A 26,755-nucleotide genomic window follows, 5' to 3' on the forward strand; every position below is an offset into this window, starting at 1 on the left:
CGTCGGAGGCATGCCGCCTCCGACGGGACCTCGGGCGATGCGCCCTTTCCGCCCGGAGCGGCGAGTCGGATAGGACCATCAACCGTCTGATCGCCGCGAGCGACGACAACGGCTACTCCGGTTGGATCATGCTGAACCTGTATCCAGAGCGTTCCCCCAAACCGAGTCGGCTCACCGCGTACGACCCTTCGCTGTCGGACAAGAACTGCGCCGCGATCGAAGGGGTGCTGCAGCGCCACGGTGTCACCGAGGTGCTCGGCGCCTGGGGCAACGTCCCCCATCCGACGCTGAAGAGAGCCCGAACCGACGTCCGTATGTTGCTCGACCGGATGGGCGTCGCCGCGTTCACTTGGGACCCTCTGACAGCCATGGGCAACCCCCGACATCCGAGTCCTCCGGGGAGGCCCCTCCCTATGCTGGGGCCGAAGCGTTATCTACCCTGAGGCCACATGCTCGCTTCACCGCAATCGTTGACAGTGCGGACAGTAGTGGCTCGAGCGGTTCGTGAAGGCGACGCGGACGATCGCGTGGCCGCAGCGAGCGCACGGCTCGCCGGTACGCCCGTACGCGTTCAGCGAGTGTGCGAAGTAGCCGGCCTGGCCGTTCACATTGACGTACTGCGCGTCGAAGCTCGTGCCGCCCTCCGCGAGCGCCTTCTGCAGCACGGCGCGCACCTCCGTGAGCAGCCGGTTCACCGCCCGCGTGCTCAATGTCGCCGCAACGGTCTCGGGATGGATGCGGGCGGCCCACAGCGCCTCGTCGGCGTAGATGTTGCCGATGCCGCTGACGACACCCTGGTCGAGGAGCACTCGCTTGATACCCGAGCGCTTGCGCGCCACGAGGCGGCGGAAGCCGCGATCGTCGAAGGCCGGATCGAGCGGGTCCCGCGCGATGTGTGACACCTGTGTCGGAACGCTCGCGCGGTCAGTCCCGTAGCCTCCTGCCGCGCCATCGCTGGTGGGCACGAGCTGGTCGACGGCTAGAGAGCCGAACGTGCGCTGATCGGCGAAAACGACCGCCAGCTCGCCGTGCTGCGGATGCCGGATGTCGAACCGTACGCGCTCGTGGCGCTCGCGGGGCGCCCCCGGCTCGCGCAGAAGCATCTGCCCGCTCATTCCGAGGTGCGCGACGACGGCCTGCTCCCCCGCGTCCGCCAACGGGATCCAGAGGAACTTGCCGCGGCGCGCCGGGGCGCCGAGCGTGCGGCCCGCGAGCTCGGCCTCGAAGTGCGACCCGTCGCCGGAATGACGGGTGAGCGCGCGCTCGTCGAGCACCTCCACGCCGTTCACGAACGCACCGTCGACGGCGGGCGCGAGACCCGCGCGCACGACTTCGACCTCGGGGAGCTCGGGCACCTCAGTCGCGTCCGCTGAGGGTGCGCCACGCCGTCAGGGCAGCGGCCATCTCGGCCTGCTTCTTGCTCGTCCCCGATCCGGTGGTGCTCACCTCGCCCACCGTCACGGTGCCCTCGAAGACCCGGGCGTGGTCCGGCCCGGTCGAATCCACCCGGTACACGGGCGCGGGAAGCCCCATCCGGGCCGCGAGTTCCTGCAGCGCGGTCTTCGGGTCGACGGCGGCGTCGTACCGTTCCGGATCGGCGAGCAACGGTTCGATGAGGCGCAGCACGAGTCCGGTCGCCGCGTCCGTTCCGGCGGAGAGGTACGTCGCGCCGATGATCGCCTCGGTCGTGTCGGCGAGGATCGAGTCCTTGTCGTCACCGCGCGTGAGCTGCTCGCCGCGGCCGAGACGGATGTACGCGCCCAGACCGATCGAGCGGGCCACCTCTGCGAGGGCGACCGTCGACACGACGCTCGCCCGGCGCTTGGCCAGGGACCCCTCGTCGAGCTCGGGGTGCGAACGGTACAGCTTGACCGTCACGGCCTGTCCGAGCACCGAGTCCCCGAGGAACTCGAGACGCTCGTTGTGCGGGATCTGGCCGTGCTCGTACGCGTACGAGCGATGCGTCAGCGCCAGCGCGAGAAGCTCGGGGTCGATATCGACCCCGAGCTTCTCGGAAAGTGCGGAGAGATCCGCAGCAGCGTCCGTCACGGAACGCGGCTCAGATGTCAGCGACCTTGCGGCCCTTGTACTCGAGGAACAGCTCGGTACCCTGCGAGTCGGTGACGACCTTCGCCTGGTGCGGGCGGCTGTAGACGACCTTGCCGTTCTCGATGGTCTTGACGAGGGCGGGCGCCTCGGCCTTCCACTGCGCGCGGCGCGAACGGGTGTTGGAGCGCGAAACCTTGCGCTTCGGGGGGTTACCTGCCATGGTCTTCTCTTTCTACGAGGTCTGTGTGCTTTGTCCTGCGTCGCCGGGCTCCGTGGCCGGTTCCGCTACCAGGTCCGCAAGCGCTGCCCAGCGAGGATCGAGGGCTTCGCGCGGTGCCTGCGCGGGGTGGTCTGCCAGACGCTCACCGGTCTCGGGGTCGAGACCTGGGCAATCCGGCCGGCACACCGGCTGGAACGGAAGCGACAGGACGACGCCATCCCTGACCAGATTTTCAAGATCCACGTGGTCGTCTTGAACTTCGAAGTCGGACGCTTCCGATCCAGGATACGCGAAAAGCTCCTGGAACTCGACTTCGACAGGCGCGGCGATGTCGATGAGGCATCGCCCGCACACTCCGGTGTACTCCGCCTCGACGTCGCCGGTGACGAGGATGCCCTCGTGGACGGACTCCAGACGAGCCTCGATGTGCACCTCTTCGCCCTGTGCCACAGAGACGAGTCCCTCGCCCCACTTCTCGGGTGCGGGGACGTCGAAGGACACCTCGCGCATCTCGCCGGGGCGATTGACGATGTCGCGCACACCGATGCTGAAGGGGCCGGGTCGACGATTTCTCACCCGGAGAGTCTAGCCCGCCGGCGCGCCGCGAGATCCGTCAGATGCCCCGGCCGCCCGTGTCCAGGAAGCGCGAGACGACCGGCGGAACGTACGGCGACACGTCGCCGCCGAGGGAGGCGACCTGTCGAACGAGCGAGCTCGAGACGAGCGCGTGCGAAGGGTCGGGCAGCAGGAACACGGTCTCGACGCCCGCCAGATGTCGGTTGACGATCGCCATCGGCGTCTCGTAGGCGACGTCCACCTGCGAGCGGATGCCCTTCACGAGCACGCCGGCACCGACCTCGGTTGCGTAGTCCACCAGCAGGCCGACGCTCCAGGAGGCCACCGTGACATGCTCGGCCGGAAAGCCGTCCTCGCGGATCGACTGCTCCAGCAGGGAGACACGCTGCGCGATGGGAAGCATCGCCTCCTTGCCCGGATTGTGCACGACGAGCACGTGGACCTCGTCGTACAGGCCCGCGGCGCGACGGATCACGTCGAGATGACCGAGGGTGGGCGGGTCGAAGGAGCCGGGGACGACGGCGATCCGGTTGCTCACCCTCTCACCCTAGCGGGGCGCCTTCGGCGGACGAGGAACGCGCCGGGAAGCCGTCAGTTCTTTCCCAGGGCCGCGCGTTCGTCGGCGTCCAGTCGACGCTCGATGGCGCCCGCGAGACCGGGATGCCGAAGCAGCGCCGGGTCGTCGGCGAGGATCACCTCGCCGTCGCCGCGCGCTCTGGCGATGAGGTCGGCATCGGTGACGACACGCAGCATCCGCAGCGAAGAGCGTGCTCCCGACTGCGCCGCGCCGAGGACGTTGCCCTCGCCTCGCAACTGGAGGTCGACCTCGGCGAGCTCGAAACCGTCGAGCGTCGCCGCGACCGCCTCGACGCGGGTGCGAGCAGATGTGCGCGGCGGAGCGTCCGTGACGAGGAGGCAGAGCCCCGGCACCGAACCTCTCCCGACGCGCCCGCGGAGCTGGTGCAGCTGCGAGACGCCGAACCGATCGGCGTCGAGGATGATCATCGTCGATGCGTTCGGCACATCGACGCCGACCTCGACGACCGTGGTCGCGACGAGCACGTCGATGTCGCCGGCGGCGAAGGCGCGCATTACCGCATCCTTCTCTTCCGAGGGAAGCTTGCCGTGCAGCAGCGCGATGCGTTTGTCGGCGAACCGGGGATGCTCGGCGAGGAGCCCGACCACCTGCACGACGCCCCACCGTGGACGAGCGGCACCGACCTCGTCGGGCAGGTCGTCGATCGTGGCCGAGGGCTCCTGCCCGGCTTCGGCGATCGCGGTTTCGGGCTCGACGTCGATCGCCGGACACACGACGAAGACCTGATAGCCCTTCTCGACCTCCTCCGCGGCCCGCATCCAGACGCGCTCGAACCAGGCGGGCTTCTCCCCCACCGGTGCGACGAACGACTCGATGCCGGCGCGGCCGGCCGGCATCGTGCGGATCGTCGACACGTCGAGGTCGCCGAACACGGTCATCGCCACGGTGCGCGGGATCGGTGTGGCGGTGAGCACGAGCGCGTGCGGGCTCGTGCCCTTGGCCCGCAGCGTCTCGCGCTGCTCGACGCCGAAGCGGTGCTGCTCGTCGACGACGACCAGCGCGAGGTCGGCGAAGGTCGTCTTGTCGCTGAGCAGCGCATGCGTGCCCACGACGATCAGCGCCTGTCCGGCGGCGACCCGCAGGGCCGCCTTGCGTCGTTCGGCGGCCCCCATCTGCCCGGTCAGCAGCGTCGGCATGAGTTCGGGGGCCAGGGCCGGACCGAGCATCTTGGTGAGCGAACGCAGGTGCTGCGCGGCGAGCACCTCCGTCGGGGCGATCAACGCCGACTGCCCGCCGCTCTGGGCCACCTGGAGCATGGCACGCAGCGCCACGAGAGTCTTGCCCGAGCCCACCTCGCCCTGCACCAGGCGGTTCATGGGCCACGGACCCACCAGGTCGGCGGCGATCGACTCGCCGACCGAGATCTGATCCGGTGTGCGGTCGAAGGGCAGCGCCGCATCGAAGCGCTCCAGCAGAGACCCCGCCGGCCGGGGCTCCGCCGACAGCGCGCGGACGAGCTGGCGCTGCTGGAGCAGGGCGGTCTGCAGCACGAGCGCCTCCTGCCAGCGGAGCGTGTGCGTCGCCTGGTCGATGACGTCGTCGAAATCCGGCCGATGCACGCGCTCCAAAGCCTCTCGGAAGCTCAACAGTCCCTCGCGCGCACGGATGTCGTCCGGGATCGGATCGTCGAGGGGGGCGAGCAGGTCGAGCGTGTGGGAGATCAGCTCGCCGATCTTCCAGCTCGAGAGGGACGCGGTCGCCGGGTAGATCGGGATGGGCTGCGAGGCGTACGCCTGCGCGTTCATCAGCGCGACGCTCTCGTCTTCGAAGAGCTGATAGTCCGGATGGGCGAGCTGCATCTGACGGCGGTACTCGCCGACCTTGCCCGAGAAGGTGCCGCGGCGGCCGACCTTGAGCTGATCCTGACGCCACGACTGGTTGAAGAAGGTGAGCACGAGGTCGCCGCGGCCGTCGGTGATGACGACCTCGAGGATCGACCCGCGCCGGTTCTTCATCCTCCGATCGGTGACGCTCTTGACCTGCGCCACGATCGTGACCTGCTCGTCGACGGTCAGCGAGTCGATGGGGGTCAGCTCGCCGTGCTTCGCATAGCGACGCGGGTAGTGCGTGAGCAGATCGCTCACCGTCCGCATCCCGAACGCCCGCTGCAGGGTCGTCGCGGCCTTGCCTCCGATCACCCCGTCGAGGCGGGAGTCGAGGGTGACGGACATGAGCCGATTCTACGGCGGGCCTCCCCCACGCCCGTCGGTAGGGTGAGGGGGTGACGCGCATCATCGCCGGAGCCGCCGGCGGACTCCGACTCGACGTGCCGGCCAGCGGAACCCGACCCACGAGCGACCGTGTCCGCGAGTCCCTCTTCGCCGCGCTCGAGTCCCAGGACATGCTCGCCGGCGCCCGCGTGCTGGATCTGTATGCGGGCTCGGGCGCGCTCGGCCTCGAGGCGCTGAGCCGCGGCGCGGTGCACGTCGACCTCGTCGAGCACAACGCGAAGGCCGCCGCCGTGGTGCGGCGAAACGCCGAGGTCATCGCCCGCGCGACCGGTGCGACGGCCCGGGCGCACCGCAGCACCGTCGCCGCCTTCCTGCGCCAGGGCGCATCCGCCTACGACCTCGTGTTCCTCGACCCGCCCTACGACATCGCCGACGAGGATCTCACCGAGGCACTCGCACTGCTGCGGCCTTTGCTCACCGATGACGCCCTCGTGGTCGTCGAGCGGGCGAAGCGCTCCGCCGAACCCGAGTGGGAGCGAGCCGGCCTGGAGCAGGTGCGCGAGCGCCGTCACGGCGACACCGCGCTGTGGTGGGCTCAGCCGCGACCGGCGTCCCAGTCGGCGTAAGGATCCCATCCGCCGCGATCGGCGGGACTCGCGCCGTCGACCGTGACCGGATGTTCGCCGCGCGTGCGCACCGTCCCGATCGGGCGGAAACCGTCGGGCAGAGCGAGGTGCGCGGGGAAGGTGGCGAGGAGGGCGTGATCCTCGCCACCGCGCAGCGCGGTGTCGGCATCCGGACCGAGGGACGCCGCATCGAGCGCGATCGTGACCCCCGACGCGTCGGCCAGGCGCGTCGCGTCCAGCACCAGACCGTCGGAGACATCCATCATGGCGTGCGCCCCGGCCGCCGCGGCTCGCGGCCCGATGGCGATCGGCGGATGCGGGCGCAACTGCGCCGCGATGTCGTCGCGTTCCGCATCCGTGAGCATTTGCGGGTCCACCGGCACGGGGCGAAGATCGGTATCGCGGAACCGGGTGAACAGGAGTCGCAATCCTCGTGCGGCACCGCCCAGCTTCCCCGCGACCGCGACCGTGTCGCCCGCCCGTGCGCCGGAGCGGAGCACCGCGGGACCGTCGAGCTCGCCCAACGCGGTGACAGCGACGGTGAGCGTGTCGGAGACCGTGAGGTCGCCGCCCTCGACGGCGCATCCCGGCGCGAGCTCGTCGCACGCCGCGCGCAGGCCGTCCGCCACGGCCTCGACGAAGCCGATCGTCGTGTCGTCGGGCATCGCGAGGGCCACGAGCAACGCCGTCGGGCGAGCGCCCATCGCGGCGACGTCCGCGAGGTTCACGGCGGCGGCCTTCCAGCCGAGGTCGAATCCGCCGGTCCACGCGAGCCGGAAATCCGGACCGTGAACGAGGGTGTCCACGGTCGCCACGATCTGCCCGGCGGGGGCCAGCACCGCCGCGTCGTCGCCGGGGCCGACCACGGCGGAGCCCGTCCCGACGCGCGCCAGGATGCGGCGCAGGATCTCCCGTTCGCTGAGCTCCGCCACGGTCGTCTCGCTGCGCTCGTCCACCCCGCCACGCTACCTTCCACGGCACTGACGCGAGACGGATGCGGCCGCCGCCGGGGTTAGCCTGGAGAGGTGATCCGCCCCCGACTCGGCCGCCTGGCAGCCGTCGCCCTCGCGCTGCTCGCTCTCTCCGGCTGCAGCAGTACGGTCGCACTCGAACCCGCCCCATCCGCGAACGATCCGCGCTGTGCGGATGTCACCGCCTACCTGCCCCAGAATGTGGCGGGCCAGGACCGCCGATGGACGGATGCGCAGGCGACGGGGGCGTGGGGCGACCCGGCCGCCGTGATCCTGACCTGCGGTGTGACACCGCCGGGACCCTCCACCCTCGTCTGCCAGACGGTGTCGGGCGTGGACTGGCTCATCGACGACAGCGACGCGCCCCGATACCGCCTCACGAGCTTCGGGCGCACGCCCGCCGTCGAGATCTACCTCGACAACGACGTGGTCTCCAGCGTCGACGTGCTCGATAGTCTTTCGTCGCTGGTCGCGAAACTGCCGAAGGACGGGGAGTGCACCGCACGCCCCGGCACCTCGTAGGCGTCAGCGCCGCGCGAGCGCCGTCTCGATGAGCTCCGACAGCAGCTCGGAGTAGCTGAGGCCGGACGCGATCCAGCACTTCGGGAACATCGAGATCGGCGTGAAGCCGGGCATCGTGTTCAACTCGTTGACGATCGGACCGTCCGCGGTCAGGAAGAAGTCGACGCGTGCGAGACCGCGGCCGTCGACGGCGGCGAAAGCGCGCAGCGCCATGTCGCGGACCGCGTCGATCTCGGCGTCGGTCATCGCGGCCGGGCACACCACATCCACGCCGTCGCCGCCGAGGTACTTGCCCTCGAAGTCGTAGAACTCGCGCGAACTCAACACGATCTCGCCGGGAAGCGAGGCGCGCACGACGCCGTCGCGACCCTCGAGCACGCCGACCTCGACCTCGCGTCCGACGATGCCCTGCTCGACGAGCACCTTGTCGTCCTCGTCGAAAGCGATCCGCAGCGCCGCGTCGAGCTCGTCAGCGGAGTGCACCTTCGACACACCTACGCTCGAGCCCGCGCGAGCGGGTTTGACGAACCAGGGAAGCTCGAGGGGCGCCAGGCGCGGGCGCACCGCATCCGTGTCCTCGTTCCAGTCGGCGCGGCGCAGGGTCACTCCGGGCGAGACCGGGATGCCGTCCGCCTGCAGCGCGACCTTCATGAAGTGCTTGTCCATGCACAGCGCCGAGTCGATCACTCCGCCGCCCGCGTAGGCCAGCTCGAGTGTGTCGAAGAAGCCCTGGATGGTGCCGTCCTCACCGTGCGAACCGTGCAGGATCGGCAGAACCGCGTCGACCGCACCCAGCTCGCGCACGGTGCCGTCGGCGTCGCGGACGCGCAGCACGCGATCCCCCGCGGCCTCGGGCCAGATGATGCGCGTGCCGTTGTCGATCACGGCAGGCAGGCGATCGGCGACGAGGGCGAACTTGTCAGGATCGTCGTCCTCGAGCACGAACGCGCCCTCGCGGGTGAGACCGACCGGGATCACCCGGTAGCGCTCGCGGTCAAGCGAGCCCAGAACCCCGCCCGCCGTGGCGAAGCTGATCGAATGCTCGCTGGAGCGACCGCCAAAGAGCACCACCACTACCGGCTTGTCCATTCTGGGTCCTCTCCCCCTGCGGGGTGTCGTCGTCGGTCGTCAGGTGGGGGGCGATCTCGCGCGGATTCATCGTGCCGTCGAGCACGCGCTTGACCTGCTCGACGATCGGCATCTGCACGCCGCTCGCCTTGGCCAGCTGCAGGATGGGGGCGACGGATGCGAGCCCTTCCGCCGTCTGCTGCATCTGCGCCACGACGTCCTGGAACTTGTACCCCTGTCCCAGGAGCCTGCCGGCCGTGTTGTTCCGGCTGAGGGGTGATTGGCACGTGGCGATCAGGTCGCCGAGCCCGGCGAGCCCCTGCAGCGTCTCCGGCTGCGCGCCCTGAGCGACGGCGAAGTCCGTCATCTCGACCAGACCGCGCGTGATGATCGACGCCTTCGTGTTCTCGCCGTAGCCGACTCCGTCGACGATGCCGATCGCCACCGCGATCAGGTTCTTCAGCACACCGCCGAACTCGGTGCCGATCACGTCCGTGTTGACGAAGGAACGGAAGTAGCGGTTGCGCGCCGCACGTGCGACGACTTCCGCCGTCTCGGGACTGATCGAGGAGATCACCGCGGCGGTGGGCTGCTCCTGAGCGATCTCGAGCGCGAGGTTCGGCCCGGAAGCGACGGCGATGCGCGCCGGGTCGCATCCGAGCGCCTGCTCGATGACCTGACTCATCCGCAGTCCGGTGCGCTTCTCGACGCCCTTCATCAGTGAGACGACGGGCACCGAGCTGCCCTCGAGCAACGGCCGGACACCCGCGAGGTTCTCGCGCAGCGACTGGCTCGGGATCGACAGGTAGACCTGGTCGGCGCCCTCGAGCGCCTCCGCGAGGTGCGAGGTCGCGGTCATCGTGCGCGGCAGATTGATGCCGGGCAGGTACTTCGTGTTGCGCTTACCGGTGTGGATCTCGTTCGCGAGCTCCGGGCGGCGTGCCCACATCACGACGTTCGCACCGCCGTCGGCGAGGATCTTGCCGAAGGTGGTGCCCCAGCTGCCCGCGCCGAGGACGGCGACGCGGGTCATGGGGGTGGCGCCACGCCTACTCAAGACGGCCCGTCTCGCTCTGCCCGTGAGCGCCGGGCTCCCAGCGCGCCGCGGGGGCGGGCTCGCCGCGGAGGTCGGACAGGAGTTCTGCGATCTCGTCCATGACGCGCGTGGTGAGCTCCGCCTGTGCTGCGGGATGGGCGGCGCGGTCGCGGTACTCCTCGAGCGCGATCGGCTGCCCCACCCGCACACGCACGCGCCTGCGGAGCGGCCAGAGGCGGAACTTGCCGTAGCGCGGCATGATCTGCTGCGCGCCCCACTGCGCCATCGGGATGAGGGGGATGTCACCGGCCAGCGCCAGGCGCGCCGCCCCCGTCTTTCCGCGCATCGGCCACAGGTCGGGGTCGCGGGTGAGCGTGCCCTCGGGGTACACGATGACGCCCGCGCGCCGCTCGGCGAGGTGACGCGCCGTGTCGAGCGCCTGCTTCGCGGCGGCCGCGCTCGAGGCGCGCGCCACGGGGATCATGCCGGTCGCGCGCAGCGCCCAGCCGAGCACGGGAACCCGGAAGAGGCTCTCCTTGGCCATGAAACGCGGGGCACGCCCCATGCGCCACACGGCCACGGCCACCAGAAGCGGGTCGATCTCGCTGTGGTGGTTGGGAGCCAGCACGAACGGACCTTCTTCGGGCAGGTTCTCCTCGCCCTCGATCTCGATCTTGGCGATCAGCCCGACGAACGGGACCACGATCCCGCCGAGCAGCCAGAACACGCTCGGCCGTGTCTTCTCCGTCGACGCGCGCCGTCGACGGGGCGTAGGCGCCGCCATCAGCCGATGACGTCGAAGTCGGCGCCGAGCGCGGTCAGCTTCGCGAGGAAGTCCGCGTATCCGCGGCGGATGATCCCGATGTTGCGCACCGTCGAGGTGCCCTCGGCGGCCAGCGCCGCGATCACGTGGCTGTACCCGCCCCGGAGGTCCGGAACGGTGATGTCGGCGCCGTGCAGCGGGGTGGGTCCGGTGATCACCGCGGCCTGCTCCAGCGAGCGGCGCGGCACACGGCGCGGCCCCTCCTGCAGTCCGTGCGGGTAGACCGTGATGTCCGCCCCCATCTTGACCAGAGCCTGGGTGAAACCGAAGCGGTTCTCGTACACCGTCTCGTGGACGACCGAGCGTCCCGTCGCCTGCGTCAGGGCGACGATGAGCGGCTGCTGCCAGTCGGTCATGAAGCCGGGGTGCACGTCGGTCTCGACCGTGACGGGCTTCAGTGCCTCACCGCGGGCGAACAGGATGCCGTCCTCGCGCACCTCGAAGTGCGCTCCGATCTTGCGGAGCACGTTGAGGAAGGTGAGCATCTCCTGCTGGCGCGCACCGGCGACGAAGATCTCCCCGTCCGTGGCGATGGCAGCGCTCGCCCAGCTGGCGGCCTCGTTGCGGTCGAAGATCGACCGGTGGTCGTAGCCGTTGAGCTTCGGGACGCCCTCGATGAGGATGACGCGGTTCGGCTCATAGGAGATGATCGCGCCCATCTTCTGCAGCAGCGCGATGAGATCCATGATCTCCGGCTCGATCGCGGCGTTGCGCAGCTCCGTGATGCCCTGTGCCCGCACCGCGGTCAGCAGCACCTGCTCGGTCGCCCCGACACTCGGGTAGGGCAGGTGGATGTTGGCGCCGTGCAGACCCCGCGGAGCAGACAGCCGGATGCCGCTGGGCAGCTTCTCCACGATCGCGCCGAACTTGCGCAGCGCGTCGAGGTGGAAGTCGATCGGACGGTCACCGATGCGGCATCCGCCGAGGTCGGGGATGAACGCCTGTCCGAGGCGGTGCAGCAGCGGCCCGCAGAAGAGGATCGGGATGCGCGACGCACCCGCGTGCGCGTCGATCTCCTCCATGTGGGCGCTCTCGACGTCACGGGGGTCGAGCACGAGCGAGCCGGGCTCGTCGCCCTCGGCCACGCGAACGCCGTGCACCTCGAGCAGCGATCGCACCACGGCGACGTCGCTGATCATCGGAACGTCCCGCAGGAGGCTCGGGCTCTCGCCCAGAAGGGCGGCGACCATCGCCTTCGTGACGAGGTTCTTCGCCCCCTTCACCTCGACGGTGCCCCGCAGAGGCCGTCCGCCGCGGATCTCGAGGATCTCCGCCTCCTCCGCGAGCGGGCTGGAGGATTCGGTCGTCTGCCCGAGAAGTGTCATATGCGGTACCTCACTGTGCGGGAAGGGGCGGGAGTGTCCGCGGCTTCCAGGATTCGCGTCGCGCTTCGTAGGCGGCGATCTTGTCTTCGTTGCGGAGCGTCAGCCCGATGTCGTCGAGGCCCTCCAGCAACCGCCATCTAGTGTAATCGTCGATCTCGAACGGGACCCGGAGCTCGCCCGCGACGACCTCGCGCGCCGTCAGGTCGACCGTCATCTCGATGCCGGGCTCTGCGTCGATCGCCGCCCAGAGCGCTTCGACGTCGGCTTCGGTGACGACGCCCGTCACGAGACCCTGCTTACCCGCGTTGCCGCGGAAGATGTCGGCGAACTTGGGGCTCAGGACGACCTTGAAGCCGTAGTCGCGCAAGGCCCAGACCGCGTGCTCCCGGCTCGAGCCGGTGCCGAAGTCGGGTCCGGCGACGAGGATCGAGCTCTGCGCGAACGCGGGCTGGTTCAGCACGAAATCGGGATCCTGACGCCAGTTGGCGAACAGGGCGTCCTCGAAGCCCGTCTTGGTCACCCGCTTGAGGTAGACGGCGGGGATGATCTGGTCCGTGTCGACGGCGGAACGCTTGAGCGCGGCTGCGACACCCGTGTGAACGCTGAACTTCTCCATGTCAGACCCCCGCCCCGACGATCGCCGGCTCTTCGACGGGATCGAGATCCCCCGGACTCGACAGCGTTCCGCGCACCGCGGTCGCGGCGGCGACGAGCGGCGACACCAGGTGCGTGCGCCCGCCCTTGCCCTGCCGGCCCTCGAAGTTGCGGTTCGACGTCGATGCGCACCGCTCGCCCGGAGCGAGCTGATCCGGGTTCATGCCCAGGCACATCGAGCAGCCGGCGAAGCGCCACTCGGCACCGAACTCCTCGAAGATGCGGTGCAGACCCTCGGCCTCGGCCTCCAGCCGGACGCGTGCCGAGCCCGGCACGACCATGACCCGCACGCCCTCGGCCTTCTTGCGGCCCTTCACGATCGATGCGAATGCGCGCAGGTCCTCGATACGGCTGTTGGTGCACGAGCCCATGAAGACCGCATCCACGGGAACGTCCTTCAGCTTCGTGCCCGGGGCGAGATCCATGTACTCCAGAGCCCGCTCGGCGGCCACGCGCTCGTTCGGATCCGCGATCTCGGACGGCGTCGGCACGACGTCGTTCAGCGACACGCCCTGGCCGGGGTTCGTGCCCCACGTGACGAAGGGCTCGAGCTCGTCCGCGTCGAGGAAGACCTCTGCGTCGTACACGGCGCCCTCGTCGCTCGGGAGCGTGCGCCAGTAGGCGACCGCATCCTCCCAGTCCTGACCCTTCGGAGCGTGCGGACGGCCCTTCAAGTAGGCGAACGTGATCTCGTCCGGGGCGACCATGCCCGCGCGCGCGCCGGCCTCGATCGACATGTTGCACATCGTCATGCGCCCCTCCATCGAGAGGGCGCGGATGGCGCTGCCGCGGAACTCGAGCACGTAGCCCTGCCCACCGTTGGTGCCGATCTTCGCGATCACGGCGAGGATGATGTCCTTCGCGGTGACGCCCGGGCGCAGCGTTCCCTCGACCGTGATGGCCATGGTCTTGAACGGCTTCAGCGGCAGCGTCTGCGTCGCCATGACGTGCTCGACCTCGCTCGTGCCGATGCCGAAGGCCATGGCGCCGAAGGCGCCGTGGGTCGAGGTGTGCGAGTCGCCGCAGACGACCGTGATGCCGGGCATCGTGAGCCCCAGCTGCGGACCGACGACGTGCACGATTCCCTGCTCGGCGTCGCCCAGCGAATGGATGCGCACCCCGAACTCGGCGGCGTTGCGGCGCAGCGTCTCGATCTGGAGGCGGCTGGTCGGGTCGGCGATCGGCTTGTCGATGGCGAGGGTCGGGGTGTTGTGGTCCTCGGTCGCGATCGTCAGATCGAGACGGCGCAGGCCACGCCCTTCGGCACGGAGACCATCGAAGGCCTGCGGGCTCGTGACCTCGTGCACGAGGTGCAGATCGATATAGATGAGGTCGGGCTGGCCGTCCTCGCCCTTGACCACCAGGTGGTTGTCCCAGACCTTCTCGGCCAGGGTGCGCGGCGCGGACGCCGCGGAGTGATCGGGATTGCTCATGCTGTCGTTCTCCTGAGATGACGGTGGATCAAGCCCGCAACGAACTCCGCGACGAGGGAGGCCTGGGTCTAGGACTCGTCGCGGCTGCGAAGGAGAAGGCGAGCGATCCGCACCCGCACAGGCTACCACCGCGCTCCGGCGGCGCGGCCCACGCGCAGCGGCACGCAGGTGACGTTGTGTGTCGACGCACTCGTGCGCGAGCCGTCCGCGCTTTTAGGCTGCTGCGACCCGAGACGGCAGGACTCCCATGACCGAACCCACCTACGGATTCGCCACGCGACAGGTGCACAGCGGCACCGAATGGACGGATGCGGCATCGCGTACCGTCCCGGTCTACATGACCGCCGGTTTCCGCTTCGACGACTTCGATCACGCGGCTGCCCACTTCGCCACGGGCGACGGCTACGGCTACACGCGTACCGGCAATCCGACCGCCGACGCGCTCGAGCGGCGCCTCGCCGAGCTCGAGGGCGGCGCGGGCGCGGTGTTCGTCGGCAGCGGCCAGGCCGCCGTCTCGGTCGCGCTGATGTCGCTGCTGTCGGCCGGCGATCATCTGGTGAGCTCCACCCACATCTACGAGGGCACGCGCGGGCTCGTGAACGATCTGCTCTCCCGGTTCGGGGTGACGGTCACGTACGTCGACGACATCGCGGACCCGCGCGCGTGGCAGGACGCGATCCGCCCCGAGACACGTGCCCTGTTCGCCGAGTCCATCGGCAATGCACGCAATGACCTTCTCGACGTTCCCGCGATCGCCGCCGTCGCCGACGAGCACGGGATCCCTCTCGTCGTCGACAACACGTTCGCAACGCCCTATCTGCTGCGGCCGATCGAGCTGGGGGCGGCGGTCGTCGTGCATTCGGCGAGCAAGTTCCTGGCCGGGCACGGGGCGGCGCTCGGCGGCGCGATCGTCGACGACGGCCGCTTCGACGCCGCTCGTTCGGGATCGCTGTTCCCGCAGCTGGTGACCGCGCGCCACGACGGCGCGCCCAGCGTCTGGGAGCGCCACGGCGCCCGCGCGCGGCTGGCCTATGTGCGCGAGTCCGTCGCCCCGCGACTGGGCCCCACTCCCTCGCCGCTCAATGCCTTCCTCGTCTCACAAGGGATCGAGACGCTGCACCTGCGCGTGCGCGAGCAGTCGGCGAACGCCGCGCGGGTCGCGGCGTGGTTGGAGACCCGCGACGAAGTGGCGTCGGTCGATTACGTCGGGCTCGCGAGCCACCCGCACCACGCCCTTGCGGAGCGCCTTCTCCGCCGCGGCGCCGGCTCCGTCTTCACCTTCACCCTGCACGGTGGGCAGAAAGCGGCTCGCGCCTTCGTCGAGGCCGTCCAGGTCGTGACCCACATGACCCACCTCGGCGATGTCCGTTCGCTCGTGCTGCATCCGGCGACGACGAGCCACGCGCAGCACAGCGACGACGCGCGCGCGGCGCTCGGCGTGTATCCGGGAACGCTGCGCCTGTCGATCGGCATCGAGGATGCCGACGACCTGATCGCCGATCTCGAGCGGGCGCTCAAGGCCGCGTCGCTCGCAGCGTCCTCCCGCACGATCGAGGTCATCGGGTGAGCCGCCCCCAGCACTTCGGCTGGTTCCTGGCTCGCGGGTTCGGCCCGCACGGCTGGGGCTTGCCGAGCCTGGACTGGGACTACGCCTGGACGGCCCCTCAGCTCTACCAGGAGTCCGCACGCACCCTGGAGCAGGCCGGTTTCGATCTGCTGATCATCGAGGACGCACCCTCGCTCGGCTCTGCGGAAACGATCGATCTGCGGGTGCGACACGCCTTCGGCGGTCCCAAGCACGATCCGTTCGTCCTGGCGCCGTATCTGTTCGCGGCGACGCAGCACCTCGGCGTCGTCCCGACCGTCAACCCGGCGGCATACCTGCCCTACACGGCCGCGCGCCAGTTCGCGTCGCTGCAGCACCTGAGCGGCCACAGGCTGGGGCTGAACGTGGTGACCGACACCGGCAGCGCCCGGCACTTCTCGACGGACGCGCCGCTCGGGCACGATGCCGCCTACGACCGCGCCGAGGAGTGGCTGGAAGGCATCCGCTCGCTGTGGCGGAGTTGGGACGAGGGCGCGCTCGTCCTCGACCGCGATGACGACCGCTACGCGGACGGCACCCGGATGCGGGCGGTGCGCCACCGCGGCCGGCACTTCGGATTCGACGGACCGCTCAACGCACTCCCCTTCACCGACGGTGAACCTGCGATCGTGTCACCGGGCGGGTCGGAGCGGGGTCTTGCGTTCGCCGGAGCGCACTCGGACGTGCAGCTGGCGCTCGCGCCCTTGGACGAGGCGAGCGTGCGCGCCTACCGGGAGCGCATCCACCGCGCCGCACGCGAGCGCGGCCGCACCCCGTCGGACGTGAAGGTGCTGTTCGCGATCCAGCCCGTTCTGGTCTCCTCCCCCGAGGAGGCGGACCGACTGGTGTCCGCGTCGCGCACGCCCGACGAATCCGCTCTGCGCGCGATCGCCAGGCGGCAGTCCTCGGATCTGGAGACGGATCTCACCGCGCTCGATCTCGACCGGCCGTTGCCCGAGGGGCTTTTCGCCCCGCACGTGTCGCACGGCAGCATCCGCCGGCTCGTCGGCGACCACGATGCGCGCGAGACACCCCTGCGGGAGATCCTGGCCGCGCACGCACGCCTCGGCCGCATCTCGGACGGCACCGGTTGGGTGGGGACCGCGGGCGAACTCGCGGATCGCATCGAGCAGCTCGGCGACTGGGGCAACGACGGCGTCCTGCTGTGGGGCGATGTGCATCCGGTCACCGTGCACCGCATGCTCGACGAGCTGGTGCCGATCCTCCGCCGTCGCGGCATCCTGCGCCGCGAGTACGACGGCGCGGGCCTCGGCGCGAACCTGCGCTCGTTCTGACCGCGCGACTCAGCCCTCGTCGACGGATGCCGCCTCGCGCCGTGCCGCCACGAGACTCGCGACGGTCGCGGTCGCCATCGCGACCACGATCACGACGAGCGAGACCCAGGCGGAGATGTCGGGCGCCCATTCGACGCCGTGGCCGCCGTTGATGAAGGGCAGCTCGTTCTCGTGCAGAGCGTGGAGGAAGAGCTTCACGCCGATGAAGGCGAGGATGAACGCGATCCCGTAGTGGAGGTAGCGCAGGCGATCGAGCAGTCCGCCCAGCAGGAAGTAGAGCTGGCGCAGCCCCATGAGGGCGAAGATGTTCGCGGTGAAGACGATGAAGGCACTCTGCGTGATGCCGAAGATGGCCGGGATGGAGTCGATCGCGAAGACGAGGTCCGTGAACCCGATCGCCACGAACACGAGCAGCATCGGCGTGAAGACCTTCTTGCCGCCGACAACCGTGCGCAGCTTCGACCCCTCGTACTGGTCGCTGATCTGGACGAAGCGCCGCAGCATCCGCACGACGGCGTTCTCGCGCTGCTCGCCGTGCTCGTCGTCCCCGGGGAAGGCCTGACGCCAGGCCGTCCAGACCAGGAACAGCCCGAACACGTAGAAGATCCACGAGAGGTTCTCGATCAGGACGGCACCGAACGCGATGAAGATGCCTCGCAGCACGAGCGCGATGATGATCCCCACCATCAGCACCTCCTGCTGGTACTTGCGTGGGACGGCGAACTGCCCCATCAGCAGGACGAAGACGAACAGGTTGTCGACCGAGAGGCTGTACTCCGTCAACCATCCGGCCACGAACTGGCCCGCCGCATCCGCACTGCCCGAGACCCACAGCAGGATGAGGGCGAACACGAGCGCGAGCGACACGTAGAAGACGACCCACAGGGTGGCCTCCCGCGCGGAGGGGATGTGGGGTCGACGGAGGATGAGAAGAAGGTCGGCGGCCAGGATCAGAACGAGCACGATCAGCGCGACGATCTGGAACCACACCGGGATCTCGAAGCCCATGAGAGCCTTTCGGAATCGGCGAACGCCACAGTTTATGCGGATCTGAGACGATCGGGCGGCCGAGGACACTTGAGGGTGAGAGAAGACGTCGGCGCGTCCGGCGCTGAGGGATTGGGGCACGATGACCAGCGATGGGGAGCTGATCGCGCGCGCGTCGCACGGAGACCACGAGGCCTTCCGCGCGCTGTATCGCGGCAACATCGACGCGGTCTACCGCATCGCGGCGATCCTGTTGCCGACGACCGCGGACGCCGAGGACGCGGCACAGGAAACGTTCGTCACGGCGTGGCGGAAGCTTCGCGGCTTCCGACTGGAGGGAGCCTCGGCTCTCCCCTGGTTCGCGACGATCTGTCGCCTGGTGTGCGCGAACCGCCTGCGTGCGCTGCGCCGCGAACGCGAGCACGTCGGCGCGACACTCGACGAGCGCATGCCGTCGCCGATCGACGTGGAGCAGGCGGTCATCGACTCCGAGCTGGCCGATCGCGTCGCCCGGGAGGTGGCGAGTCTCGGCGATCTCGATCGCGAGCTCTTCGTGCTGTGCGCCGCGCACGGCTACGCCTACGATGCCGCGGCCGCCGAGCTGGGCCTCACCCACGGCGCCGTCCGCAACCGTCTCTCCCGCATCCGCAGCCGCCTGCGCGGCACCGTCCAGGAGGGGAACGCATCATGACGATCGACGACCGGGATCAGGGGCAGGAGCGCTCCTTGCCGGAGGGCCCGACCGCAGAGCAGATCGACCGGATCGAGCGAGGGATCGACCGTGATCTCGAGTTCGACCGGGTCCGCCGGCGGGCGCGACGCCGTGGCGGGTGGGCGGTCGCCGCCGCCGGTGTCGCGGTCGTCGCGCTGGCCGCGCTCGTCTCGCCCGTCGTCCTGGGCGGTCGCGGGGCCGAGGTCACCAACCCGGTGTCCCTCTACGATTCGGCGCCTGTCGGTGTCCAGATCCAGGAGGGTGCCATCGCGGCGCAGGACATCGTGGGGGCCGACGGCGGGCGGTCCGCAGCGACGGATACGAGCCGCGAGGTCTCCGCATCGGGGTGGATCCAGATGAGCGTGGACGACCCCGAAGACACTCAGCAGCAGATCACCGCGATCGTGACGGGTGTGCAGGGGTACGTCTCGTCGGCGAGCATCGCCGGCTCTCCGGCCACGACCGATCCGGTGTACCCGGTGCCCGGGCAGAGCTCGATCACGGTGCGGGTGCCCGCCGACCGGTTGCAGGATGTGATCGATCAAGTCGGTGCTCTGGGAACCGTGTCGGCGTCGTCGGTGGATCGCTTCGACGTCACGGACCAGGCTGTCGACCTGCGGGCGAGGATAGCGGCGCAGGAGACGTCGGTCGCGCGCCTCACCGAGCTGCTTGCGCAGTCGGCGTCGGTCGCGGACCTGATCGCGGCGGAGTCCGCCCTCGCCGACCGTCAGGCGGCGCTGGATGCGGACCGGCAGCAGCTCGAGATGCTGGAGGATCAGGTCGCGATGTCGACGTTGACCGTCAACCTCGCTTCGAGGGACGCAGCGCCGCAAGCGGATCCCGCCGGATTCGGCGACGGGATCGCCGCAGGATGGGCGGGGCTCGTCGCGACCGTGAACGGGATCGTCATCGGGCTGGGCTTCCTCCTTCCGTGGCTCGCGGTGATCGCCGTCGCCGGCGTGATCGTGTGGGCGGTGCGACGTGCGCGTCGCGCGCGTCGCATCCGCCGATCAGACGATGCCGTTGACGCGTCCGGAGGCCCGGGCGCGTCCCACCCATCGCCCTGAGTGACGGACTACCACGCGGTCCTGTCCGCCGCGTGCCCGCAGGGGGTTGCGTGCGCGATAAGGCATGCTGGTGACTGTGGTGATCGACGGCGTCGAGGTTCCCGAGGACGGCTCGGGGGGAATCGATCATGTGGCGACGCTGCTCGCCGCGATCGCCGGGGGCGATCAGAACGCCTTTGCACAGTTGTACGACATGCTGTCTCCGCGCATGTTCGGCCTCATCCGTCGCGTCCTCGTCGACCCTTCGCAGAGCGAGGAGGTGCTGCAGGAAGTCTTTCTCGAGATCTGGCAATCCGCTTCGCGCTTCGCTCCGAATAAGGGACAAGGAAGGTCGTGGGTTCTCACCATCGCGCACCGCCGAGCCGTCGACCGCGTGCGGGCGTCGCAGGCCAGCGCCGATCGTGATGCACGCGTCGGCCTTCGCGATCTCGACGTCGCATATGACGGCGTCGCCGAGACGGTGGAACTGAAGATCGAGGGCGGGCGCGTCTCCGAGGCGCTCGCCGGGCTACCCGAAGCGCAGCGCGAGACGATCGTCCTCGCCTACTACGGCGGTTACTCTCAGACCGAGATCGCCGCCCTCGTCGGGGCGCCGTTGGGAACCGTGAAAACACGCATGCGTGATGGATTGAGCAGATTGCGAACCAGGATGGGGGTGCAGTGATGGAAGAAGAAGATGAGTTCCGCGACCTCGCGGCTGGCCATGCCCTCAACGCGCTCTCCACCGAAGACGAGATGCGCTTCCAGGAGCTTCTGGCCGCTCATCCCGCCTGGGACACGATCGTAGCCATGGAGCTCGACACCGCAGCGGCCCTTGCCGACGGCGCAGGCGACGTGGTACCCCGTCCGCAGGTCCGTGACTCGTTGCTCTCGCGGATCGCCACCGTGCCGCAGAACGCTCCGCGATCGACCGCTCCCGCTGAACCGACCGTGGACCCGGCCCCCGCTCGGGCGCCGCGCCGCCCCCGCTCACGGATGTGGTTCGCACTCGCGGCCTCCCTCGCCTTCATCCTCGCCCTCGGCATCGGCGGCCTCTCGCTCGGGCGCCTGCTGACCCCCGAGGACGGCGCTCAGGTCGCCCTGGAGCAGATCCAGGACGCTCCCGACGCGCAGTCGGCGAGCGTCACCCTCGACGATGGCGCGTCCGCGACAGCGCATTGGTCCGCATCCACGGGACGGGCCGTGCTGGTCACGGACGGCATGCCGACGCTCGAGGACGACAAGACGTTCGAGATGTGGTTCATCCGCGATGGCGCCCCCCTCCCGGCCGGCACCTTCTCGGCCGACGACGCCGTCTCCGAGCTCGCCGGCACGTTCCAGCCCGGCGACGTGATCGCTGTCACCGTGGAGGCCGCGGGCGGATCGCCCAGCGGTCTTCCCACGACGGACGCGATGTTCGCCATCACGACCTGAGATATTTCCTCCCATCCGTTCGAGTCGCGGCTTCGGATGACCTGTGTGCGGCCGAAAGGTCGCAGACGGAAAACAAGGAGAGATATCGATGCGTACGAACACGAAGAACCGTCTGGCAATCATCACCGCTGCGGGAGCGGGCGCTGCAGCGATCGCTGTCGCCGGGTTCGCGCTGCCGGCCTCGGCAGACGAGCCCCGCGGAGGCGACTGGTCCACCTTCACCACGACGCTGAGCGCCCCGGTCGAAGCCGCGCAGACCTGGCTGACGAGCGCGATCGAGGCCGGAAGTGCTTCGGTGTCCCCCGACACATCCGTCGCCCCCGACACCTCTGTCGGCGACGTGAGCGTGATCCAGGGACCCATCGTGGGCGACGTGCTCTCCGGCAACCAGGCGCCGGTCGCGTCGGGCAACGACGTGCAGGCGCCGGTCGCCTCCGGTAACGACGTGCAGGCTCCTGTCGAGGCACCGGTCGGCTCCGGCAACGAGACCGGCATCGAGACACCTGTCGCCCCCGAGACGTCGGTCGGCGGATCCGTCGGCGACATCGGCACGCAGGTGGGCGACCTCGTCGACGGCCTCACCTCCAACCTCGACCTCGGCGGTCTTCTCAACTGACATCGCCGCGCACGGGGCGTCGTTCCTTCGGGAGCGGCGCCCCGTTCTCTGTGAGGAGCCCGAAAGTCCTCCCATCCGTTCTCGGGGCCGTGACGAACAAGTGATGGATGCGGCACACGGTCGCATCCTCCCTACACCGGAGGTCATCATGAGCTCTTCCCCGAACCGCCTCGTCGCGACCATCTTCGGCGCGATCTATCTCCTCGTCGGTCTCCTCGGCTTCGCCGTCACCGGCGGCGTGGGGTTCCTCGCCACTGAAGGAGGGCTCCTCCTCGGCATCTTCGCCGTGAACCCGCTGCACAACGTCGCTCACCTGCTCATCGGTGCGGCGCTGCTCGTCGCGGGCCTCGCCAACGTCCGTGCAGCCAAGACGGTGAACACCGTCGTCGGCGCCGCTTACCTGCTGCTCGGCGTGGCCGGGTTCTTCCTCGTGGGCACGGCCGCCAACATCCTGGCGCTGAACGTCCCCGACCACTTCCTGCACCTGGGCAGCGCCGTCGTGCTGCTCGCCATCGGCGTCGGCGCCGACCGCGGCGCCCGCGTCGCCACGGCATGAGCATCCAGCACACGCGCGCGGCCGCGGGCCGGCGGGCAGAATTGCTCGCCGGGCCGTGGCCGGCCGCCCTCGCCTGGGGCGCCGCGCTCGTGCTCGCGGCTCTCGGGGCGGGCGCCGTCGTGCTCCCGGACGCGACGTCGACGAACCGCGTCATCGGTGTCGGAGCCGCTTGCCTGGGGCTCGCAGGTCTCGGATGGGGTATCGCGGCGCTTCGCGCCGGTCGCCTCCTCGCGCCTCGTTCCACCACGGCGGGCGCCCTCCTCGCGATACTCGCCGCGACGTCGCTGCTGGCGAGCGAACCCGCGCACACGAGCATCGTGGGCGTCGCCGTGTGCGTCGCCTTCAGCGTGACCCTCGGAGCCTGTGCGGCAGCAGCCACGCGCCGCGACGTCCCCGCGCAGCATCTGCGGGTCGGCCAGTTGCTTGCCGCTGCCGCGCTCATCGCGGTGCTGGTGACCCCGGCCCTCGGCGCCGTCCAGGACGGGATCCTGCTGCGCGATGACGGCACCGTCCCGGTCGTGCCGCACCACTGAGCCCTCAGCGGTCGTCGACGCCTGACGCACCCTCCAGGACCTCGGCGAGCATCTCGAGCGCCGCGTGCGTGGTCGCTTCGACGATCTGCTCCGGGTCGTCTCCCTCGAAGGAGAACTCGCGCGCTCCGGCGTGCGGCCCCCGCGCCCAGCCGATGAAGACGGTTCCGGGGGCGTGCCCGTCCTGCGGATCCGGCCCGCCCACACCCGTCGTCGCGACGGCCGCATCCACCTCCAGCGCATCGCGCACCCCCGCAGCCATCGTCCGCGCGCACTCCGCCGAACACGGGTCGATGTCTTCGGGCACCCCGAGCACGAGGTTCTTCGTCTCGATCGTGTAGGCGACGACTCCTCCGGCGAACCAGTCGGATGCGCACGGCGTCGCCCCGAGGGCCGTGCACACCTGCCCTCCGGTCAGCGACTCCGCCGCCGCGACGCGGATGCCCGCGGCCGTCGCCAGCTCACCGATCTTCTCGGTCACGTCCACATCCTGCTCCCCTCGATCGTCTCGGACGTCGGCACCGTATGCCGTGACCGGACGCGACCTGAGGGGATTGCTTCGGTGACCCGCGCGCACTACACGAGAGGGACACCGCCGAAGCGGGAGCCATCCAGAAAACAAGAAAACCCCCGGATTGACCGGGGGTTTTCTGTTGGTGACCCCAGCGGGATTCGAACCCGCGTTACCGCCGTGAGAGGGCGGCGTACTAGGCCGCTATACGATGGGGCCGCTGCCGTGGCAACCGTTCAAGTATGCCATGCGGTCTTGCGTTGCGCCAAATCGAGGCCGGGATCCGTGTCGGGTTGCCCCGACGAGCCGCGAAGAGTTGACTCGCGTCATGCGAATCACCAAGCACGAGCATGCCGCCCTCACCCTCGAGAAGCAGGGCCGCAAGCTCATCATCGACCCCGGTTCGTTCACGACTCCCCTGCCCGACACGTCGAACGTCGCGGCCCTCGTGATCACCCACGAGCACCCCGACCACTGGACGGCCGATCACATCGATCGCCTCATCGCCGCCAATCCCGGGCTGCCCATCTACGCGCCCGAGGGCGTCAAGAACGCCGCGCCGGGATACGACATCACCGTCGTGGCCCCCGGCGACACCGTCGAGGTGGAGCCGTTCCGCCTCCGCTTCTTCGGCGGGCGCCACGCCGTCATCCACGAGAGCATCCCGGTGATCGACAACGTCGGCGTCCTGGTCGACGACACGTTCTACTACCCGGGCGACGCGTACGCCCTCCCCAAGGGCCACGACGTGGCCGTGCTCGCCGCCCCCGTCGGCGCGCCCTGGTTGAAGATCGGCGACGCCATGGACTTCGTTCTCGCCGTGAAACCACGCCAGGTGTTCGGAACGCACGACATGACGCTGTCCGTCGCGGGCAAGGAGATGGGCCGCGCCCGACTGAAGTGGGCCGCGGAGCAACACGGCGGAGAGCTCGTCGTGCTCGAGCCGGGCGACACGCTCGAACTCTGAGCACGAACGACGAAGGCGGATGCGGCACCCGCAGGTGTCCGCATCCGCCTTCGTCATCTGAAGGACGCTCTACTCGGCGTCGAGGTCCGTCTCGAGCAGCGTGACGAGCTCATCGAGGGCCTGCTCGGCCCCCTCACCCTCCGCCTTCAGGGTCACGACACTGCCGTGCGAGGCACCGAGACCGATGATCGACAGGATGCTTCCCGCGTTCAGGTCGGGGCCGCCCTCGAGCGCGATCGTGACGGGGAGCTTCTTCTCCTGCACCGCCTGCACGAAGAGCTTGGCGGGGCGGGCGTGAAGGCCCGAGCTGCTGGCGATTGTCGCCTGACGTTCTGCCATGAGTGATTCCTCTCGTCTTACCCTTCTATGCTCTCAGGCCGCGACGGGTGCTGCGGTCGCTTCCGCCTGAGCGAGTTCCTTGCGTCCGACCCACTTCTTCAGCGCGACGACCACGAGGGCGGTGGCGACGGTTCCGGCCACGAGCGAGATCAGGAAGCCCCAGATCGGGTCGATGGCGAAGAAGACGAAGATGCCGCCGTGCGGTGCGAGCGACGAGACGCCCAGTGCCATGCTGAGACCACCGGTGATGGCGCCGCCGACGAGGTTGGCCGGGATCACCCGGAGCGGGTCGGCAGCGGCGAACGGGATGGCGCCCTCGCTGATGAAGGCGGCACCCAGCAGCCAGGCCGCCTTGCCGTTCTCCTTCTCGACCGGCGTGAACAGACCACGTGCGAGGACAGTCGAGGCGAGCGCCATCGCGAGCGGCGGGACCATGCCCGAGGCCATGACGGCGGCCATGATCAGGAACGGCACCGCGTGGATGTCGGCCGTTGACACGCTTGCCAGCCCCGCCGTCGCGAAGGCATAGGCGACCTTGTTGACAGGACCGCCGAGGTCGAAGCACATCATGAGGCCGAGGATGATGCCGACGACGACGATCGCTCCGGTACCGGCGAGGTCGGTCAGTCCCACGTTCAGGGCGTCCATGAGTGCGGCGATCGGCCGGCCCAGGAAGAGGATCATGAGTCCCGAAGCGATGATCGAGCCGATCAGCGGGATGATCACGACCGGCATCAGACCGCGCAGCCAGCGGGGCGGGTTGAGGCGTCCGAGCCACCAGGCGATGAAACCGGCGAGCAGACCGCCGATGATGCCGCCGATGAAGCCGGCGTTCATGAGCACGGCCACCGCACCGGCGACGAAACCGGGGGCGATGCCGGGGCGGTCGGCGATCGCGAAGGCGATGTAGCCGGCCAGCGCCGAGACCAGGAAGCCCATCGACGTCGCACCGATCATGAAGGCGACGGATCCCAGGTACTGACCGATCGGGCCCAGCGGCGACGTGATGTTCTCCGTCGGCAGGTTCCACAGCGAGTTGTCGATGATCACCTTGCCGGCGTCAGCGGTGACCTGATAACCGCCCAGGAGGAAGCCGAGAGCGATCAACAGACCACCGCCGGCGACGAACGGGATCATGTAGCTCACACCCGTGAGGAGGATGCGCTGGATCTTCGCGCCCCATCGCGCGTTCTGCGCGGGAGCGCTGCTCGACGCCGAACCGGAGCCGGACGCGGCCGGCACGCGCGCGCCGTTCGGGTCCTTGGCCGCGGCGAGAGCCTCGGTGATGAGGGCGACGGGCTGCTCGATGCCGCGCTTCACTCCCGAGCGCACGACGGGCTTGCCCGCGAACCGCTGCGGCTCACGCACATCCACGTCGACGGCGAAGATCACCGCGTCGGCGTCGTCGATCACGCTCTGCGGAAGCGCCTTGTAGCCGCTGGAGCCCTGGGGCTCCACGATGAGGTCGATGCCCTGCTCCTTGCCGGCCGCGGTCAGCGCGTCGGCCGCCATGAAGGTGTGCGCGATTCCGGTCGCGCAGGCGGTGACGGCGACGATCCGCGCGGGGCGGCCGTCGACCTCGAGCGCGGTGGAAGCGGATGCGGCGGGCGCCGCCTGGGTCGTCGCGGGCGCTGCGGCCTGCTCCTCGCCGATCGCCTGGCGCACGGTGGACACGACGGATGCGGCATCGGCGGCGGCGCGCAGGTCGCTGGTGAACGACTCCTGCATCAGGCTCCGCGCGAGGCGCGACAGCACGGCGAGGTGCTCCTCGGCGGCGTCCGCGGGAGCAGCGATGAGGAAGACGAGATCGGCCGGGCCGTCGCCTGCGCCGAAGGCGACGGCGGGCTTCAGCCGCGCGAAGGCGAGAGAGGCCTGCGAGACGGCGGGGCTCTTCGCGTGCGGGATCGCGATGCCGCCGGGCAGGCCGGTCTCATCCTTCTCCTCGCGCGCCCAGGCGTCGGCGAAGAGCGCGTCGGCATCCGTGGCCCGACCCGCGGCGACCACGCGCGCGGCAAGGGCCCGGATGACGGCTGCCTTGTCGGCGCCGAGATCCTCGTCGAGGACGACGAGCTCCGGTGTGATGGTGTCGGACACGATGACCTCCA

The 26,755-nt window shown here is 69.7% G+C and carries 29 protein-coding genes, 1 tRNA gene and 1 pseudogene; 13 read left to right on the forward strand and 18 right to left on the reverse strand.

The genetic code is table 11. The features are described from left to right. Positions 1-62: 62 nt before the first annotated feature. Positions 63-443 (forward strand): annotated as a pseudogene (locus AC1VNH_RS03330) (DUF1643 domain-containing protein); the annotation flags it as partial. A 15-nt stretch (positions 444-458) separates the two neighbouring features. On the opposite strand, the gene mutM reads toward AC1VNH_RS03330, so the two are convergent. The 6 genes from mutM to AC1VNH_RS03360 all read right to left on the reverse strand — a co-directional run bounded on the left by mutM (position 459) and on the right by AC1VNH_RS03360 (position 5,614). After that, positions 459-1,355, reverse strand: coding sequence for a bifunctional DNA-formamidopyrimidine glycosylase/DNA-(apurinic or apyrimidinic site) lyase (gene mutM, locus AC1VNH_RS03335; RefSeq protein ID WP_483109851.1), 897 nt, complete (start codon positions 1,353-1,355; stop codon positions 459-461). A gap of 1 nt (position 1,356) precedes the next feature. Beyond that, entirely contained in the window at positions 1,357-2,049 is a 693-nt protein-coding gene (gene rnc / locus AC1VNH_RS03340) for a ribonuclease III (protein WP_483109853.1), read from the reverse strand. Between the two features lie 10 nt (positions 2,050-2,059). Next, positions 2,060-2,269 (reverse strand): 50S ribosomal protein L32, encoded by a 210-nt coding sequence (gene rpmF, locus AC1VNH_RS03345; RefSeq protein WP_045248451.1) that lies wholly within the window; start codon positions 2,267-2,269, stop codon positions 2,060-2,062. A gap of 12 nt (positions 2,270-2,281) precedes the next feature. After that, the gene (locus AC1VNH_RS03350; RefSeq protein WP_243228192.1) at positions 2,282-2,779 is read right to left on the reverse strand and encodes a YceD family protein; all 498 of its coding nucleotides are present in this window, start codon (positions 2,777-2,779) and stop codon (positions 2,282-2,284) included. Between the two features lie 103 nt (positions 2,780-2,882). After that, the gene (gene coaD, locus AC1VNH_RS03355) at positions 2,883-3,383 is read right to left on the reverse strand and encodes a pantetheine-phosphate adenylyltransferase (RefSeq protein ID WP_137417165.1); all 501 of its coding nucleotides are present in this window, start codon (positions 3,381-3,383) and stop codon (positions 2,883-2,885) included. Positions 3,384-3,436: 53 nt separating this feature from the next. Then, a complete protein-coding gene (locus AC1VNH_RS03360; protein ID WP_483109856.1) occupies positions 3,437-5,614 on the reverse strand; it encodes an ATP-dependent DNA helicase RecG in 2,178 nt (725 codons plus the stop codon). A gap of 50 nt (positions 5,615-5,664) precedes the next feature. Here AC1VNH_RS03360 and rsmD point away from each other — a divergent pair, with 50 nt between their 5' ends. Further along, the gene (rsmD, locus tag AC1VNH_RS03365) at positions 5,665-6,240 is read left to right on the forward strand and encodes a 16S rRNA (guanine(966)-N(2))-methyltransferase RsmD (RefSeq protein ID WP_483109858.1); all 576 of its coding nucleotides are present in this window, start codon (positions 5,665-5,667) and stop codon (positions 6,238-6,240) included. Here the strand turns inward: rsmD and thiL are convergent. Next, positions 6,210-7,196, reverse strand: coding sequence for a thiamine-phosphate kinase (thiL, locus tag AC1VNH_RS03370; protein WP_483109859.1), 987 nt, complete (start codon positions 7,194-7,196; stop codon positions 6,210-6,212). The genes rsmD and thiL overlap by 31 nt on opposite strands. A 69-nt stretch (positions 7,197-7,265) precedes the next feature. Here thiL and AC1VNH_RS03375 point away from each other — a divergent pair, with 69 nt between their 5' ends. Beyond that, positions 7,266-7,733 (forward strand): DUF3515 family protein, encoded by a 468-nt coding sequence (locus AC1VNH_RS03375; protein WP_483109861.1) that lies wholly within the window; start codon positions 7,266-7,268, stop codon positions 7,731-7,733. Positions 7,734-7,736: 3 nt separating this feature from the next. Here the strand turns inward: AC1VNH_RS03375 and AC1VNH_RS03380 are convergent, their stop codons facing one another. The 6 genes from AC1VNH_RS03380 to leuC are packed head-to-tail and all read right to left on the reverse strand — an operon-like array spanning position 7,737 to position 14,072. Continuing rightward, positions 7,737-8,822 (reverse strand): D-alanine--D-alanine ligase family protein, encoded by a 1,086-nt coding sequence (locus AC1VNH_RS03380; protein WP_483109863.1) that lies wholly within the window; start codon positions 8,820-8,822, stop codon positions 7,737-7,739. Next, positions 8,728-9,834 carry an NAD(P)H-dependent glycerol-3-phosphate dehydrogenase gene (locus tag AC1VNH_RS03385; RefSeq protein WP_243227670.1) on the reverse strand — a complete coding sequence of 369 codons (1,107 nt, stop codon included), beginning with the start codon at positions 9,832-9,834 and terminating at the stop codon, positions 8,728-8,730. Before AC1VNH_RS03385 ends, AC1VNH_RS03380 begins: the two co-directional genes overlap by 95 nt. Before the next feature lie 16 nt (positions 9,835-9,850). Then, a complete protein-coding gene (locus AC1VNH_RS03390; RefSeq protein WP_344228649.1) occupies positions 9,851-10,621 on the reverse strand; it encodes a lysophospholipid acyltransferase family protein in 771 nt (256 codons plus the stop codon). Next, positions 10,621-11,985 (reverse strand): UDP-N-acetylglucosamine 1-carboxyvinyltransferase, encoded by a 1,365-nt coding sequence (murA, locus tag AC1VNH_RS03395; protein ID WP_344228651.1) that lies wholly within the window; start codon positions 11,983-11,985, stop codon positions 10,621-10,623. Before murA ends, AC1VNH_RS03390 begins: the two co-directional genes overlap by 1 nt. Positions 11,986-11,995: 10 nt before the next feature. Further along, positions 11,996-12,601, reverse strand: coding sequence for a 3-isopropylmalate dehydratase small subunit (gene leuD, locus AC1VNH_RS03400; RefSeq protein ID WP_243227667.1), 606 nt, complete (start codon positions 12,599-12,601; stop codon positions 11,996-11,998). Between the two features lies 1 nt (position 12,602). Further along, complete coding sequence (gene leuC / locus AC1VNH_RS03405) at positions 12,603-14,072, reverse strand: 3-isopropylmalate dehydratase large subunit (protein WP_483109864.1); 1,470 nt, start codon at positions 14,070-14,072, stop codon at positions 12,603-12,605. Between the two features lie 247 nt (positions 14,073-14,319). Between leuC and AC1VNH_RS03410 the strand changes: the two genes are divergently transcribed. Beyond that, positions 14,320-15,639: an O-acetylhomoserine aminocarboxypropyltransferase/cysteine synthase family protein gene (locus tag AC1VNH_RS03410; protein ID WP_483109866.1), complete on the forward strand. Its 1,320-nt coding sequence runs from the start codon at positions 14,320-14,322 to the stop codon at positions 15,637-15,639. Further along, entirely contained in the window at positions 15,636-16,952 is a 1,317-nt protein-coding gene (locus AC1VNH_RS03415) for an LLM class flavin-dependent oxidoreductase (protein WP_483109867.1), read from the forward strand. The genes AC1VNH_RS03410 and AC1VNH_RS03415 overlap by 4 nt, the downstream gene beginning before the upstream one ends. 9 nt (positions 16,953-16,961) lie before the next feature. On the opposite strand, the gene AC1VNH_RS03420 is transcribed toward AC1VNH_RS03415, so the two are convergent. Next, positions 16,962-17,960, reverse strand: a complete 999-nt coding sequence (locus AC1VNH_RS03420; RefSeq protein ID WP_483109868.1) for a TerC/Alx family metal homeostasis membrane protein — start codon at positions 17,958-17,960, stop codon at positions 16,962-16,964. 121 nt (positions 17,961-18,081) lie between these two features. Between AC1VNH_RS03420 and AC1VNH_RS03425 the strand changes: the two genes are divergently transcribed. From AC1VNH_RS03425 to AC1VNH_RS03455, 7 genes are all read left to right on the forward strand, one after another. Further along, complete coding sequence (locus tag AC1VNH_RS03425; protein ID WP_483109869.1) at positions 18,082-18,630, forward strand: RNA polymerase sigma factor; 549 nt, start codon at positions 18,082-18,084, stop codon at positions 18,628-18,630. Beyond that, positions 18,627-19,718 (forward strand): DUF4349 domain-containing protein, encoded by a 1,092-nt coding sequence (locus tag AC1VNH_RS03430; RefSeq protein ID WP_483109871.1) that lies wholly within the window; start codon positions 18,627-18,629, stop codon positions 19,716-19,718. The genes AC1VNH_RS03425 and AC1VNH_RS03430 overlap by 4 nt, the downstream gene beginning before the upstream one ends. A 64-nt stretch (positions 19,719-19,782) precedes the next feature. Further along, on the forward strand, positions 19,783-20,382 hold the full coding sequence (gene sigK / locus AC1VNH_RS03435; protein ID WP_234075273.1) for an ECF RNA polymerase sigma factor SigK: 600 nt from the start codon (positions 19,783-19,785) through the stop codon (positions 20,380-20,382). Next, positions 20,382-21,131 (forward strand): anti-sigma factor, encoded by a 750-nt coding sequence (locus AC1VNH_RS03440; RefSeq protein WP_483109873.1) that lies wholly within the window; start codon positions 20,382-20,384, stop codon positions 21,129-21,131. The genes sigK and AC1VNH_RS03440 overlap by 1 nt, the downstream gene beginning before the upstream one ends. Before the next feature lie 88 nt (positions 21,132-21,219). Next, positions 21,220-21,747, forward strand: a complete 528-nt coding sequence (locus AC1VNH_RS03445) for a hypothetical protein (protein ID WP_483109874.1) — start codon at positions 21,220-21,222, stop codon at positions 21,745-21,747. A 148-nt stretch (positions 21,748-21,895) separates the two neighbouring features. Continuing rightward, positions 21,896-22,303 carry a DUF4383 domain-containing protein gene (locus AC1VNH_RS03450; RefSeq protein ID WP_137417187.1) on the forward strand — a complete coding sequence of 136 codons (408 nt, stop codon included), beginning with the start codon at positions 21,896-21,898 and terminating at the stop codon, positions 22,301-22,303. Beyond that, positions 22,300-22,836 (forward strand): hypothetical protein, encoded by a 537-nt coding sequence (locus AC1VNH_RS03455; protein WP_483109876.1) that lies wholly within the window; start codon positions 22,300-22,302, stop codon positions 22,834-22,836. Before AC1VNH_RS03450 ends, AC1VNH_RS03455 begins: the two co-directional genes overlap by 4 nt. Before the next feature lie 4 nt (positions 22,837-22,840). Here the strand turns inward: AC1VNH_RS03455 and AC1VNH_RS03460 are convergent, their stop codons facing one another. Then, positions 22,841-23,314: a CinA family protein gene (locus tag AC1VNH_RS03460; protein WP_483109877.1), complete on the reverse strand. Its 474-nt coding sequence runs from the start codon at positions 23,312-23,314 to the stop codon at positions 22,841-22,843. Between the two features lie 173 nt (positions 23,315-23,487). Beyond that, a tRNA-Glu gene (locus AC1VNH_RS03465) sits at positions 23,488-23,563 on the reverse strand. A gap of 109 nt (positions 23,564-23,672) precedes the next feature. On the opposite strand from AC1VNH_RS03465, the gene AC1VNH_RS03470 reads away from it, so the two are divergent. Further along, the gene (locus tag AC1VNH_RS03470; protein ID WP_483109879.1) at positions 23,673-24,311 is read left to right on the forward strand and encodes an MBL fold metallo-hydrolase; all 639 of its coding nucleotides are present in this window, start codon (positions 23,673-23,675) and stop codon (positions 24,309-24,311) included. Between the two features lie 69 nt (positions 24,312-24,380). Here the strand turns inward: AC1VNH_RS03470 and AC1VNH_RS03475 are convergent, their stop codons facing one another. Beyond that, complete coding sequence (locus tag AC1VNH_RS03475) at positions 24,381-24,650, reverse strand: HPr family phosphocarrier protein (protein ID WP_274285521.1); 270 nt, start codon at positions 24,648-24,650, stop codon at positions 24,381-24,383. 33 nt (positions 24,651-24,683) lie between these two features. After that, positions 24,684-26,744 carry a PTS fructose transporter subunit IIABC gene (locus AC1VNH_RS03480; RefSeq protein WP_483109881.1) on the reverse strand — a complete coding sequence of 687 codons (2,061 nt, stop codon included), beginning with the start codon at positions 26,742-26,744 and terminating at the stop codon, positions 24,684-24,686. Between the last annotated feature and the right edge of the window lie 11 nt (positions 26,745-26,755).

Source organism: Microbacterium sp. KU4F (assembly GCF_056868075.1).

Excerpts from the sequence above, each read along its gene's own strand:
- AC1VNH_RS03380 (WP_483109863.1), bottom strand. The coding sequence starts at position 8,822 with ATGGACAAGCCGGTAGTGGTGGTGCTCTTTGGCGGTCGCTCCAGCGAG.
- sigK (WP_234075273.1), top strand. The coding sequence starts at position 19,783 with ATGCTGGTGACTGTGGTGATCGACGGCGTCGAGGTTCCCGAGGACGGC.
- AC1VNH_RS03455 (WP_483109876.1), top strand. The coding sequence starts at position 22,300 with ATGAGCATCCAGCACACGCGCGCGGCCGCGGGCCGGCGGGCAGAATTG.
- AC1VNH_RS03350 (WP_243228192.1), bottom strand. The coding sequence starts at position 2,779 with ATGCGCGAGGTGTCCTTCGACGTCCCCGCACCCGAGAAGTGGGGCGAG.
- AC1VNH_RS03475 (WP_274285521.1), bottom strand. The coding sequence starts at position 24,650 with ATGGCAGAACGTCAGGCGACAATCGCCAGCAGCTCGGGCCTTCACGCC.
- leuC (WP_483109864.1), bottom strand. The coding sequence starts at position 14,072 with ATGAGCAATCCCGATCACTCCGCGGCGTCCGCGCCGCGCACCCTGGCC.
- AC1VNH_RS03450 (WP_137417187.1), top strand. The coding sequence starts at position 21,896 with ATGAGCTCTTCCCCGAACCGCCTCGTCGCGACCATCTTCGGCGCGATC.
- AC1VNH_RS03470 (WP_483109879.1), top strand. The coding sequence starts at position 23,673 with ATGCGAATCACCAAGCACGAGCATGCCGCCCTCACCCTCGAGAAGCAG.
- AC1VNH_RS03360 (WP_483109856.1), bottom strand. The coding sequence starts at position 5,614 with ATGTCCGTCACCCTCGACTCCCGCCTCGACGGGGTGATCGGAGGCAAG.
- leuD (WP_243227667.1), bottom strand. The coding sequence starts at position 12,601 with ATGGAGAAGTTCAGCGTTCACACGGGTGTCGCAGCCGCGCTCAAGCGT.
- AC1VNH_RS03430 (WP_483109871.1), top strand. The coding sequence starts at position 18,627 with ATGACGATCGACGACCGGGATCAGGGGCAGGAGCGCTCCTTGCCGGAG.
- AC1VNH_RS03440 (WP_483109873.1), top strand. The coding sequence starts at position 20,382 with ATGGAAGAAGAAGATGAGTTCCGCGACCTCGCGGCTGGCCATGCCCTC.
- murA (WP_344228651.1), bottom strand. The coding sequence starts at position 11,985 with ATGACACTTCTCGGGCAGACGACCGAATCCTCCAGCCCGCTCGCGGAG.
- AC1VNH_RS03420 (WP_483109868.1), bottom strand. The coding sequence starts at position 17,960 with ATGGGCTTCGAGATCCCGGTGTGGTTCCAGATCGTCGCGCTGATCGTG.
- AC1VNH_RS03385 (WP_243227670.1), bottom strand. The coding sequence starts at position 9,834 with ATGACCCGCGTCGCCGTCCTCGGCGCGGGCAGCTGGGGCACCACCTTC.
- AC1VNH_RS03390 (WP_344228649.1), bottom strand. The coding sequence starts at position 10,621 with ATGGCGGCGCCTACGCCCCGTCGACGGCGCGCGTCGACGGAGAAGACA.
- AC1VNH_RS03410 (WP_483109866.1), top strand. The coding sequence starts at position 14,320 with ATGACCGAACCCACCTACGGATTCGCCACGCGACAGGTGCACAGCGGC.
- AC1VNH_RS03425 (WP_483109869.1), top strand. The coding sequence starts at position 18,082 with ATGACCAGCGATGGGGAGCTGATCGCGCGCGCGTCGCACGGAGACCAC.
- rpmF (WP_045248451.1), bottom strand. The coding sequence starts at position 2,269 with ATGGCAGGTAACCCCCCGAAGCGCAAGGTTTCGCGCTCCAACACCCGT.
- AC1VNH_RS03445 (WP_483109874.1), top strand. The coding sequence starts at position 21,220 with ATGCGTACGAACACGAAGAACCGTCTGGCAATCATCACCGCTGCGGGA.